Below are 12,408 nucleotides of genomic sequence, written 5' to 3' on the forward strand. Positions count from 1 at the left end.
TGAGCATGGCACGGGCGACGACATCCAGCGCCACCCGGTCGGCTGGGATGTTCCAGCTCGTCGCCGGCCTCGCCTCCGCGCTGGCTTTCACCGGCGCCGCCTTCTACACCGTGGAGCTGGCCACCTGCGGCGACGCCGGTCAGTACGTCCGGCACGACAACCACGTGGAGCTGATCGGCGGCTGCGTGGACGGCAACGACCTGCCGCACACCGACCCGCGGCAGCCCGCCGGCTCCGACCGGATCGCCGAGCACAACAACTACCGGCCCTGAGCCAGCGCCTGATCCAGGTCGGCGACGAGGTCGCCGACATCCTCGATGCCCACCGAGAGCCGCACCAGCTCCGCGGGCACCTGCAGCATCGACCCGGCCACGCTGGCATGCGTCATCCGGCCGGGGTGCTCGATCAGTGACTCGATCCCGCCGAGCGACTCGGCCAGCACGAACAGCCCGGTGCCCGCGGCCACGTCCAGCGCGGCCCGCTCGCCGTCGGCGTGGGTGAAGGACACCATCCCGCCGAACCGGCGCATCTGCTTGGCGGCCAGTTCGTGCCCGGGGTGCCCGGCGAGTCCCGGGTAGTACACCCGGTCCACCTTCGGGTGCGCCACCAGCGCCTCGGTGACGCGTTCGGCGTTGTCGCAGTGCCGCTCCATCCGTACTCCCAGGGTCTTCAGCCCGCGCAGGGTCAGCCAGGCGTCGAAGGCACCGGGTACCGCACCCGCGGAGTTGCGCAGGAAGAACAGCTGCTCGCGCAGTTCGTCCGAGTCGGTCACCACCGCGCCACCGACCACATCGGAATGACCACCGAGGTACTTGGTGGTCGAGTGCACGACGAGATCGGCGCCGAGATCCAACGGGGTCTGCAGGTACGGCGTGGCGAAGGTGTTGTCCACCACCAGTTTCGCCCCGCCGGCGTGGGCGATCTCGGCCAGCGCCGTGAGGTCGGCGATGCCGAGCAGCGGGTTGCTCGGCGACTCGCACCACACCAGCCTGGTCTCCGGCCGCATCGCCGCCCGTACCTGGTCCACATCGGAGAGATGGGCGACGCTGTAGGAGACACCCCAGGAGGTGAGCACCTTGTCGATCAGCCGGAAGGTGCCGCCGTAGGCGTCGTCCCCGAGCACGAGGTGGTCCCCGGGGCGGAGGGTGACCCGCAGGATCGCGTCGCTGGCGGCCATCCCGGAGGCGAAGGCCAGGCCGTGCCGCCCGCCCTCCAGCGCGGCCACGGCCTCCTCGAGCGCGGTACGGGTGGGATTGGCGGTGCGCGAGTACTCGTAACCGCCCTCGCGGGTGCCGCCGACGCCGTCCTGCGCGTACGTCGAGGTCTGGTAGATCGGCACGATCACCGAGCCGGTCCGGGGATCCGGTTCCTGACCTGCGTGGATCGCGCGGGTGTCGAAACCGAGCTTCGAGGGGTCTCCAGCCATGCCCTCAGCTTAGGGCCCTGACTCGAGCCAGTTGGTCGTGGCCGGTACGCAGGCCAGTACCAGCGTGGCGACCGCCGGGATGCCGAGAGTCACCGCCAGCACCGGACTGGCCAGTGCGCTCGGCGAGACGAGGCTGGTGAGCAGGTAGGTGACCAGCGCGAGCGCGGAGCCGAGGACGACCAGCATGCGGCCGGCCAGCTTGCGCTGGAACAGCAGTATCGCGCCGGGAATCAGCGTCCCGGCCACCACCGAGTTGAGCAGCACCCCGACGAGCAGCCCGAGCGCCCCGAGGCCACCGAGCCCGAGGTTCAACACCACCCCGAGGATGTGCCAGAGTCCGATGAGGATCCCGAGCACACCCGCGGTGATCGCGGCGCCGCCGGAAATCCCTGCCCCGTACGGATGGCCCATGTCCCTCCTGCCCCTGGTTCACCACTGCCGCGGCGGATGACCCCCGGCAGGGTAGCCCGGCCGCGGGTCGTAGGTCGGCATCGGCCGCGGCCGGTGACCCAGGTAGCGGAAGGTCGGCGGGAGCGCGGCGAGGATCAGCACGACCGGGGCGAGCACGATGGCGCCCAGCCGCACGAACGCGTTCTCGAACTCGAGCTGGAACACCGCCTCGAAGTAGGTCCCGTAGTCGTTCCCGCCCAGCAGCGCCGGTTCCAGCAGCGGCGCCGCCAGCCCCAGCAGCGCGCCGATGAGCAGCATGATCGCTCCCGCGATCACCCGGAAGAAGGTCAGCAACGCCCCGATGAGCAGGAACACCGCGGCGCCGAGGTAGCACCCGAGCAGGGTGAGCAGCGTACCGGGAAGGGTGTCCACGCCGTAGTCGATGAACACGTCGACCGGTAGGTAGCCCGCGATCCCGGCGAGGGGCAGGGCGAGCACGGCGGCGATGATCGCGGTCGCGCCGCTGGGTCGTGGCCGGGCCGGGCGGGAGTAGCCAGGGGGTGGGGTAGCCGGGTGGCCGTACGAGTTGGTCACAACTCCCCCAGGTGCTCGGCGCGGGGCTGGACCGGCTCACCCTAACGCGCCCGGCGTGCCGGCGGAGGCGTTTTCGACCCGGGCCACAAGAAAGGTGCCCCCGGCCGGAGCGGCCGGGGGCACCTCGTCGGATCAGGATCTCACCACTGCTGCGGCGGTTGGCCGGGCTGACCCGGCTGGCCAGGCTGACCATAGCCACCGGGCTGCCCGGGCGGCGGGCCGCCGTAGCCGCCGGGCTGGCCGAAGCCACCGGGCGGGCTGGGCTGGCCGAAGCCGCCGCTGGGCGGGTTCGGACCACCGGGCTGCCCCATCGGCCCCGGCTGGCCGGGCTGGCCATAACCACCGGGCTGGCCATAGCCGCCGGGCTGGCCGTAGCCACCGGGCTGCTGCCCGGGCGGCGGGCCGTATCCGGGCGGCGGGCCGGGCTGGCCCGGCTGGCCGAACGGCCCCGGCTGCTGGCCGAACCCGCCGGGGCCACCAAAACCACCGGGACCACCGGGGCCGCCGGGGCCATCGCCGAGGCCGATCAGCTTCGCCGTGCCGGGGACCACCCCGAGGATGCCGACACCGAGCACGAAGATGCCGAAGATCAGGTACAGCACGGGGGTACCGGCCTGCTGCTCCACCGGCTGGGTCCGGCCGTTGAAGGTGATCTCGCTGGGGAAGGCGGTCATCATCAGGACGCCGAACACCACGAGCAGGAGCCCGCCGCCGAGCGTGACGTACGGGGCGAGCTTCTTGATCACGCCGCCGAGCTTGCCCGCGAGGCCGATCAGCACCCCGCCTCCGAGCGCGGCCAGCGCGCCGACCAGCACGAAGATGATGTACAGGTACAGCGTGCCCGAGGAGGGCAACTGGTCGGCGATCTCGCTCAGCAGGCTGCTCGACTCGATGGCGTCCGAGTAGTCGCTGACATCACCGAGGTCGACGAAGGCGAAGATCAGCGCGATCAGGCCGAGCAGGGCGGTCAGCCCGCCCGCGATCCAGCCGAACAGCGCGTTCCCTCCACCACCGGGACCGCCGGGGCCACCGAACGGGGACGGTGGCGGGCCGCCGAAGCCCGGCTGGCCGGGCGGGGGGCCGAAGCCGGGTGGCTGGCCGGGTTGTCCAGGCTGCCCCGGGTAGCCGGGCGGTTGACCGGGCTGGCCGGGCTGCCCCGGCTGGCCGTACGGACCGGGCTGGCCGGGCGGCTGGCCGTACGGGCCCGGCTGGCCGGGCTGCTGCCCGAACGCACCGGGCTGGCCGAAGCCGCCCTGCGGGTTCACCGCGGCCGGGTTGTCCGCCGCACTCGGCGGCGGGGCGTACGGGATCGACGGCGGCGGCTGCGAACCGGGCGGGACCAGCTGCGTCGACTCCGCGCCGGGACCTTCCCCGCCGCCCGACTCGGGCTGCTGCCCGCCGGGGTCGCCGGCAGGCTGCACGACCTGGGTGGGCTCCGGGGTGTCACCGAACTGGCCACCTTGCTGGGGCTGCTGACCCGGCTGCACCACGTTCGTCGGTTCCGCCGAGCCGAAAGGGCTGTCTTGCTGGGGCTGGGGGCCACTGGGCGGGCCCTGCGACGGCTGCTCGCCGCCCCAGGGTTGGTTCGGTGGCTGCGGAGCACTCATGTGGGTCTTGAACCCCCTTGACAAGGACCTGGACGTATGGCTCGGACACACGCTATCGGATCGGTCACCCGATCGCTCGTAACGCCCCTGCCAGGCCACACGATGAAGAACACTTCAGCGCCCGGCGAGGAAGGCCAGCAGGTCCTGCCTGGTGACTACTCCGGCGGGCTTTCCGTCCATCAGCACCAGCGCGCCGTCCGCACCGCTGAGCGCCTTCATGGCCGAGCTCACCGGCTCGCCCGCGCCGATGGTGGGCAACGGTGGGGACATATGCCGATCGAGCCGGTCGGCGAGTGCCGCCTTGCCGGTGAACAGCGCGTCCAGCAGGTCCCGCTCGTTCACCGCGCCGACGACCTCGGCCGCCATCACCGGCGGCTCCGCGTTCACCACCGGCATCTGGCTGACCCCGAACTCGTGCAGGATGGCCACCGCCTCGGCCACCGTCTCGGTCGGGTGGGTGTGCACCAACTGGGGCAGCGAACCGTCCTTGCGGCGCAGCACGTCGCCGAGGGTGGCACCGGTGGAGTCCGGCGGGAGGAACCCGTAGGAGGACATCCAGGAGTCGTTGAACACCTTCGTCAGGTACCCGCGGCCGCCGTCGGGCAGCAGCACCACGATCACGTCCTCGGGTCCGCAGCGGGCGGCCAGTTCCAGCGCGGCGGCCACGGCCATCCCGCAGGAGCCACCGACCAGCAGGCCCTCCTCCCGCGCCAGCCTGCGGGTGAAGTCGAAGGAGTCCGCGTCGGAGATCGGGATGATCTCGTCGGCCACGTTCCGGTCGTAGGTCTCCGGCCAGAAGTCCTCGCCGACGCCCTCGACCAGGTAGGGCCGGCCGGTGCCGCCGGAGTACACCGAGCCCTCCGGATCGGCCCCGATCACCTGCACCCGCCCCCGCGAGATCTCCTTGAGGTAGTTGCCGGTGCCGGAGATCGTGCCGCCGGTGCCGACCCCGGTCACGAAGTGGGTGATCCGGCCTTCGGTCTGCTGCCAGATCTCCGGACCGGTCGTCTCGTAGTGGCTGGCCGGGTTCGCCGGGTTGACGTACTGATTGGGCTTCCATGCGCCCTCGATCTCGGTGGCCAGCCGGTCGGAGACCTTGTAGTAGGAATCGTCGTGCTCCGGCGGGACCGCGGTCGGGCAGACCACCACCTCGGCGCCGTAGGCCTTGAGCGCGTTGCGCTTGTCCTCACTGACCTTGTCCGGGCAGACGAACACGCAGCGGTAGCCCCGTTGCTGGGCGACCATGGCCAGGCCGACCCCGGTGTTGCCGGAGGTCGGCTCGACGATGGTGCCGCCGGGACGCAACTCGCCGGAGGCCTCCGCCGCCTCCACCATGCGCAGCGCGATCCGGTCCTTCACGCTGCCGCCGGGGTTGAGGTACTCCACTTTCGCGAGAACCAGCGGTTCGAGCCCCTCGGTCAGGGAGTTCAGCTTGACCAGCGGGGTGTCGCCCACGAGGTCAATGATGTGTTCGTAGTAGTCCACGGGTGCCAGCCTAACCGCCGGTCCGGTTCACCGAACCGCCTCACATCGGACACGTCGACGCGATTGTCGCTCCCTTCCGGCTGTGGTTAGCTGCGCCTCGTCCAATCGAGTGAGCCTGCTGGTGGGAGCGCACGTGAGTACACGACATGTCCTCGGTAAGTACGTCCGGCGCGCGGCGGTGGCCACCGGGATGACCGCGGTACTGGTGGTGAGCGCGGGAGGCGCCCCGGCCACGGCGAGCGGTCCGGGTGGCATCCTCGACCGGTTCCCCATCTTCACGCTGAACGTGCTGTTCACCAACGACACCGAGTCCGCGCTGCTGGGCGTGGAGGGGGACGGCACCGACGAGGGCCCGATCGTGGACGGCGGGATGCGGCCGTACGGCAGCCCGTCCCGGGCAAGGACGGTGCTGGACGACGCGCGCAGGGAGGCCGTCACCGGGTGGCCCAAGCCGGGGCAGGCGTTGTGGCGCGGGCACCTCACCTTGTCCGGCGGGGACAACTTCCTCGCCGGCCCGGAGTTCGCGGCGAGCCTGGACAGCGGGGTGCCGTTCTACGACGGGATCGCCACCAGGGAAATGGGTTACGACGCCAGCGCGATCGGCAACCACGAGTTCGACTTCGGTCCGGACACCTTCGCCGACTTCATCGACAGCACCGGTGGTGAGCTGCCGTTCGTCAGCGCGAACCTGGATTTCTCCGGTGAGCCACGGCTGCGGGCGAAGGCCGAGGACGGCACGATCGTCTCCAGCAAGGTGCTGCGCAGTTCAGGGCAACGGATCGGCGTGATCGGGCTGACCACCCCGGAACTGCCCGCGATCTCCAGCCCGCGCGAGGTCGAGGTGAGCGGCGAGCTCGCGGAGATCACGAACGGGCTGGCGGGCAGGCTCGCGCGGCACGGGGTGGACAAGATCCTGCTGGTGAGCCACCTGCAGGACATCGACAACGAGCTGGCGCTCGTGCCGCGACTGTCCGGTGTGGACGCCGTGATCGGCGCGGGCGGCGGGGAGATCCTCGCCGGCGAGGGCGACCGGCTGATCCCCGGGGACACCGCGGAGCGCGGCTTCCCGCTGTACGCGGAGGACGCGGACGGCGACCGGGTGCCGGTGGTGACCACGACCGGTGACTACAAGTACGTCGGCAGGCTGGTGCTCACCTTCAACTGGAAGGGCGAGGTGCTGCGCGTCGACGAGCGGCGGTCCGGCCCGATCCGGGTCTCCGGTGTCGGCCCCGATGCCGTGCACGGCGACCCCGGGGTGCGCGCGCAGGTGGAGAAGCCGGTCGCGGAGTACGTCGAGGACATGGCCGAGACCACCGTGGCGACCACCGAGGTACCGCTGAACGGTGTGCGGGCGGAGGTACGCGGCAGGGAGACCAATCTCGGCAGCCTGCTCGCGGACGCGCTGGCCTGGACCGGGCGGCGGCAGGCCGAGGAGTTCGGCGTGACCCCGCCCCAGGTGGGCATCCAGAACGGCGGCGGGATCCGGAACGACTCCACACTGCCCGCGGGCGACATCACCGAGTTGAACACCTACGAGGTGGCGCCGTTCTCCAACTTCGTCGCGGTACTGCCCGAGGTGCCCCGGCAGACGCTGCGGCAGTTGCTGGAGCGCGGGGTGGCCGCGTCCCCGGACGCCAGCGGGGCTTTCATGCAGGTCTCCGGCCTGAGCTTCCGCTACGACACCGGCCGCACGGCGCAGGTGGTCGCCGAGGGCACCAACACCATCGTCACCCCCGGCGAGCGGGTACGGGACGTCGTGCTGGACGACGGCACGGTGCTGGTGGCGGACGGCGAGGTCGTGGACGGCCCGCCGGTCTCGGTGGCCACGAACGACTTCTCCGCCAGGGGCGGCGACGGCTACCCGTTCGGGGACGCCGAGTTCACCCCGGTCGGCAAGACCTACCAGCAGGCCCTTTCCGAGTACCTCGCCGAGGGACTGAACGGGCTGGTCACCGCGGAGCGGTACCCGGTGGGCGGCACCGGCCGGATCACGCCGATCGGCTGAACGAGCCGGGACGCGGCGCCCGCCCGACGTGGCGGGGGTCGCGTTCCGGTTTGCCCATGGCCGGTTACCGGGCAGTATGAGGGCGGTCCGCACAGTGCAGGCTCAAAGGAGTGTCCGCCATGCCCGAAGCCGTCATCGTGTCCGCAGCCCGCTCCCCGATCGGGCGGGCCAACAAGGGTTCCCTCGCGGAGATGCGCCCGGACGACCTGACGGTCCAGATGGTGCGTGCGGCGCTGGACAAGGTGCCGCAGCTCGACCCGGCCCAGATCGACGACCTGATGCTCGGCTGCGGCCTTCCCGGCGGGGAGTCCGGCTTCAACATGGGCCGCATCGTGGCCGTCCTGCTCGGCTACGACCACCTGCCCGGCACCACCATCACCCGGTACTGCTCCTCCAGCCTGCAGACCACCCGGATGGCCCTGCACGCGATCAAGGCCGGTGAGGGGGACGTGTTCATCTCCGCGGGGGTGGAGGCGGTGTCCCGCTTCGCCAAGGGCAGCTCCGACTCGCTGCCGGACACGCACAACCCGGTCTTCGCCGAGGCCGAGTCCCGCACCGTGAAGGTCGCCGAGGAGGGCGCGGACACCTGGACCGACCCGCGGGAGGACGGCACGCTGCCGGACGCCTACATCGCGATGGGCCAGACCGCGGAGAACCTGGCCCGGCTGAAGGGCGTGTCCAGGGAGGAGATGGACTCCTTCGGCGTCCGCTCGCAGAACCTCGCCGAGCAGGCCATCGCCGACGGCTTCTGGGCCAAGGACATCACCCCGGTGACCCTGCCGGACGGCAGCACGGTCGCGGCGGACGACGGCCCGAGGGCAGGGGTCACGGTGGAGGGCGTCGCCGGGCTGAAACCGGTGTTCCGCCCGGACGGCCGGATCACCGCGGGCAACTGCTGCCCGCTGAACGACGGCGCGGCCGCGCTGGTGATCATGTCCGACACCAAGGCGAAGGAACTCGGGATCACCCCGCTGGCGCGGGTCGTGTCCACCGGGGTGACCGGGCTGTCCCCGGAGATCATGGGCTACGGCCCGGTGGAGGCCTCCCGGCAGGCGCTGTCCAGGGCCGGGATGTCCATCGGCGACATCGACCTTGTGGAGATCAACGAGGCGTTCGCGGCGCAGGTCATCCCTTCCTACCGGGACCTCGGCATCGACCTGGACCGGCTGAACGTGAACGGCGGCGCGATCGCGGTGGGCCACCCGTTCGGCATGACCGGGGCCCGGATCACCTCCACCCTGATCAACTCCCTGCGGCACCACGACAAGCAGTGGGGGCTGGAGACCATGTGCGTCGGCGGTGGCCAGGGCATGGCGATGGTGCTGGAGCGCCTTAGCTGAGCCTCAAGCGGTCCGCGGAGCCCGCATGCAGAGGCTGCGCGGGGGTTCGGGATAGCCCATCACATCGCCGCCCGCCTGCGCGCAGGCTTCCTGCGCGTCCGGGTCGCCTTCGACGATCTCGAGAACCTCGGCCTGCGCGGAAGGGTCACCGCAGGGGACGGTCTCGTAGCCCTTGGTGGTGGACTGGTCCAGGTTCGCCAGGCAGTCGCCCGCGGAGACGTGCAGCATCAGGCAGAGCTTGTAGCCGGCTTCGCCCTCCAGCACGAGCTCGTCGTAGTTCGGTCCGGGGCAACGGTCGGCCGCGCTGTCCAGCTTGACACCGACCTTGACGTTCGCCGAGGGGTCCGCGCAATCCACGGTCTCCACGTCGGCATCATCGGTGAACTCCGCTATCGCGAGGCAGTCCCCCGCCTCGGCACGGTCGGGGGAGCCGATGAACTGCACGATCCAGGCCGTGCTGACGACCAGCGCGATGACGACCGGCACGGCGATCCGGAGCCATTTCTTCCGGTTCCGGCCGGAAGGCTGCTGCGGGAACTGCTGCGGGTACTGGGGTGGCGGCGCGGGCGGGAAGCCGCCGTAACCGGGCTGCTGCCCGGCGGGTGGCGGTTGTTGCGGCCAGCCGGGCTGGGGATACCCACCGGGCCCCGGCTGCTGCGGGTACTGGGGCGGGGGTCCCGGGGGCGGTCCGTGTCCGGGCTGCGGTCCGGGGCCCTGGCCGTACCCGGGCTGCTCGCCGCCGGGCTGAGGATCCTGCGGACCGGATGGTGGGGGAACACTCACGGAAGAACCTCACAGAAATCTCACGCACGCTGCCCGGACATCCAACACGGTCGTTCCGGACATCCCGTCGGCGCCCCCACGAACGGCTGATGGTACGCGAGCGGCCTCCCATGACAAAGGCGCCCGGCCGATCGGCCGGGCGCCTCGTGGTCGTGCTGGGGGCTACTCCCCTTGCAGGTACGACAGCAGCCGCAGGATCTCGAGGTACAGCCAGACCAGCGTGGTCATCAGCCCGAAGGCGGCGAACCAGCCCCACTTGGACGGCATGCCCTCGCGGATCATCCGGTCGGCCATGTCGAAGTCGAGCAGGAAGCTGAACGCCGCGATACCGATCACCACGAGGCTGAAGATGATCGCCAGCGTGCCGCCGTCGCGCAGGCCCATGTTCACGCCGAACATGTACAGCACGAGGTTGGCCAGCATCAGGATGAGCGCGCCGCCCATCGCGCCGATGATCCACTTGGTCAGCTTCGGGGTGACCTTGACGGCCCCGGTCTTGTAGACCACCAGCATCACCGCGAACACACCCGCCGTGCCCGCGATCGCCTGCAGACCGATGCCACTGGCGCCGGGGATGAGTTCGAAGACTCCCGTGATGGCGCCGAGGAACACACCCTCGACCGCCGAGTAGGCCAGCGTCAGCGGCCCGCTCGCCTTCTGCTTGAAGGCGATGAACAGGGCGAGCCCGAGGCCGACCAGCATCCCGCCGATCATGGCGCCGAACACCGGGCCCGAACTGCCCGCGATCATCTGGCCCTGCGCCCAGATCGCCGTGATGATTCCGGTGATCAACGCGACACCGAGACTCATCCCGGTCTTGATCACCACGTCGTCCACGGTCATCGGCCGGTCCGCGGAACCGGCGGGAGCCTGCGGCGCACCGTGGCCCGGCACGCCGCCTCGCGGCTGGTTGAAGCCGACCGCCGGTCCGTACTGGCCGTACGCCGCGCCACCCGTCGGCAGATTGCGGAAAGCAGGGTTGCTTGAGGTACGCACCTGATCCTCCTGGATCTCCTGGCACTTGCTACTGGGTAGAACGACCGCACGTGCCGGCCGGTTCCCGTCGTCGGTAAAGGCAACTTTACTCACACCCGTGGCCGGCCGAGCCACCCCCGTGGAGATCAACCGGCCGAGCTGGGCAGGCGACCGCCCGGCGCACATCAGCCCACTGGCCTATTGCCCCGCTACGCCCGTGCGGGTGAAGCTCACCTGGGCGTGTCCGGATCGTAACCGGCAAGGAGTCAGCACATCATGGGCGAGACCCGACGCACGACCGGCCGGTACCGAAGAGCGCTCGGCCTCTGCGCGGCCACGCTGCTCGGCGCGCTCTCCGTGGTGACGCTGGCGCAGCCCGCGGCGGCCCAGGTCGACGAGGGGATCGGCCACCGGCTCGAACCGGGGCAGCCGTACGGCGGGCAGGATCGCCCCTACGACTGGGCAGGCTCCTACCTGGTCGGTGGCGAGCAGGTGTTCTGTGTCTCCTTCGCGCTCAAGGCGCCGGACACCGACGAGCAGTACGAACCGGGCGACGAGCTGCTGACCAAGTGGGGCGAGAAGCTGCCCGCCGACCACGCCGCGAACATCTCCTACCTGCTGCTGCGCTACGGCGACACCAAGGACCCGGACGAGGCGGCCGCGCTCGCGCACCTGCTGCACTCCTGGACCGCGGCGCCACGACCGGGGCACGACGACCTGAACCGGAACAAGAGCTTCCGGGAGGTCGGCTACGCGGTGGAGGACCGGTTCGGCGAGTTGCCGGAGAGCGCGCGGCGTGCCGTGGAACGGCTGGAGGCGGACGCGGAGGCCAACCGGGGGCCGTGGTCGGCGTCGGTGACTCCGGCGGAGGGTGAGCAGACCATCGGTACCGCGGCCGAGTGGACCATCGCCGTACGCAACGCCAGGGGCACCGGGATCGCCGACGTCCCGGTGACCGTGCGGCTCACCGACGCGACCGCGGGCGAGGACACCGAGCCGCGGGCGGAGCAGGTCGGCTCAGCCGAAACCGAAACCGAAACCACGACCACGACCGCCGCGGAGCCTGGGGCCGAGGCCGACCCCGGAACCACGCGCACGGTCACCACGAACGAGGAGGGCGAGGCCGTTCTCCAGGTCACCCCGACCGGGCCGCGGCCGAAGCTGGTGGCCGCCCTCTCCGCGCCGGCCGATCGGCCCTACGTGCGGAAGCCGGTGGAGGCCGACACGCAGCGGGTGGTGTCCACCGGCGGCGAGCGCGAGCTGACCGCCGAGGGGGTGACCTCCGCCCGTACCCAGCCGGGCGTGGTGCGGATCGCCAAGCGGGACGCCGACAGCGGCGCGGGCCTCGCCGGGGCACAGCTACGACTGACCGGCGGGGACAGGACCGCACCCGCCGTCGGCCAGGATGACCGGCCGCTCACCGGGCCGGATGGCAAGCCCCTCGTGCTCACCACCGAGGGCGAGGACGGCACGGCCACGGTGCAGAACCTGCGGACGCCGCAGGAGGTCTGCGTGGTGGAGGTGGGTCCGCCTTCCGGATACGACCACGCCTTCGACCCGGCAGAACCGCCCGCGGCCTGCGGGAAGCTGGAACCGGACCGAACGCTCACCCTGGAGCTGGCCAACGCCCCGAACGAGGTACCACGGACGATCCCGGCAGGCACCGAGGCGACCACCGTCGCCAGCAGCGCCACCACCTCCGGCCTGCCCGCCGCGGCCTTCGCCGGCCTCGGGGCACTGGCGGCACTCGGGTCGCTGCTCGTGGGCCGGGTGGCCCGGCGGCGGTTCGGCAACCGGAACTGA

11 protein-coding genes are annotated in these 12,408 nt (G+C 71.3%); 4 read left to right on the top strand and 7 right to left on the bottom strand.

Annotation, left to right across the window (positions count from 1 at the left end; all coding sequences use genetic code 11):
* Positions 1 to 5 precede the first annotated feature (5 nt).
* Positions 6 to 272 (top strand): hypothetical protein, encoded by a 267-nt coding sequence (locus FB471_RS11840; RefSeq protein WP_141997796.1) that lies wholly within the window; start codon positions 6 to 8, stop codon positions 270 to 272.
* Here the strand turns inward: FB471_RS11840 and FB471_RS11845 are convergent.
* From FB471_RS11845 to FB471_RS11865, 5 genes are all read right to left on the bottom strand, one after another.
* Positions 260 to 1,426 carry a cystathionine gamma-synthase gene (locus FB471_RS11845; protein WP_141997798.1) on the bottom strand — a complete coding sequence of 389 codons (1,167 nt, stop codon included), beginning with the start codon at positions 1,424 to 1,426 and terminating at the stop codon, positions 260 to 262. The two genes, FB471_RS11840 and FB471_RS11845, sit on opposite strands and share 13 nt — an antisense overlap.
* Before the next feature lie 9 nt (positions 1,427 to 1,435).
* Positions 1,436 to 1,837: a hypothetical protein gene (locus FB471_RS11850; RefSeq protein WP_141997801.1), complete on the bottom strand. Its 402-nt coding sequence runs from the start codon at positions 1,835 to 1,837 to the stop codon at positions 1,436 to 1,438.
* Positions 1,838 to 1,855: 18 nt separating this feature from the next.
* Positions 1,856 to 2,410 (bottom strand): hypothetical protein, encoded by a 555-nt coding sequence (locus tag FB471_RS11855; protein WP_211358013.1) that lies wholly within the window; start codon positions 2,408 to 2,410, stop codon positions 1,856 to 1,858.
* Positions 2,411 to 2,550: 140 nt separating this feature from the next.
* Positions 2,551 to 4,017 carry a DUF4064 domain-containing protein gene (locus tag FB471_RS11860; RefSeq protein ID WP_141997803.1) on the bottom strand — a complete coding sequence of 489 codons (1,467 nt, stop codon included), beginning with the start codon at positions 4,015 to 4,017 and terminating at the stop codon, positions 2,551 to 2,553.
* Between the two features lie 114 nt (positions 4,018 to 4,131).
* Positions 4,132 to 5,502 carry a cystathionine beta-synthase gene (locus FB471_RS11865; protein ID WP_141997805.1) on the bottom strand — a complete coding sequence of 457 codons (1,371 nt, stop codon included), beginning with the start codon at positions 5,500 to 5,502 and terminating at the stop codon, positions 4,132 to 4,134.
* A 133-nt stretch (positions 5,503 to 5,635) separates the two neighbouring features.
* Here FB471_RS11865 and FB471_RS11870 point away from each other — a divergent pair, with 133 nt between their 5' ends.
* On the top strand, positions 5,636 to 7,507 hold the full coding sequence (locus FB471_RS11870) for a bifunctional metallophosphatase/5'-nucleotidase (RefSeq protein ID WP_342779422.1): 1,872 nt from the start codon (positions 5,636 to 5,638) through the stop codon (positions 7,505 to 7,507).
* Positions 7,508 to 7,626: 119 nt separating this feature from the next.
* Positions 7,627 to 8,847: an acetyl-CoA C-acetyltransferase gene (locus FB471_RS11875; protein WP_141997808.1), complete on the top strand. Its 1,221-nt coding sequence runs from the start codon at positions 7,627 to 7,629 to the stop codon at positions 8,845 to 8,847.
* A 3-nt stretch (positions 8,848 to 8,850) separates the two neighbouring features.
* Here the strand turns inward: FB471_RS11875 and FB471_RS11880 are convergent, their stop codons facing one another.
* Together FB471_RS11880 and FB471_RS11885 are read right to left on the bottom strand one after the other, a co-directional pair.
* The gene (locus tag FB471_RS11880; protein ID WP_141997809.1) at positions 8,851 to 9,630 is read right to left on the bottom strand and encodes an LppU/SCO3897 family protein; all 780 of its coding nucleotides are present in this window, start codon (positions 9,628 to 9,630) and stop codon (positions 8,851 to 8,853) included.
* 162 nt (positions 9,631 to 9,792) lie between these two features.
* Complete coding sequence (locus FB471_RS11885; RefSeq protein WP_141997811.1) at positions 9,793 to 10,626, bottom strand: Bax inhibitor-1/YccA family protein; 834 nt, start codon at positions 10,624 to 10,626, stop codon at positions 9,793 to 9,795.
* Between the two features lie 255 nt (positions 10,627 to 10,881).
* On the opposite strand from FB471_RS11885, the gene FB471_RS11890 reads away from it, so the two are divergent.
* Complete coding sequence (locus FB471_RS11890) at positions 10,882 to 12,408, top strand: MSCRAMM family protein (protein WP_211358014.1); 1,527 nt, start codon at positions 10,882 to 10,884, stop codon at positions 12,406 to 12,408.

Source organism: Amycolatopsis cihanbeyliensis, assembly GCF_006715045.1.
GTDB classification, from domain to species: Bacteria; Actinomycetota; Actinomycetes; order Mycobacteriales; family Pseudonocardiaceae; genus Amycolatopsis; species Amycolatopsis cihanbeyliensis.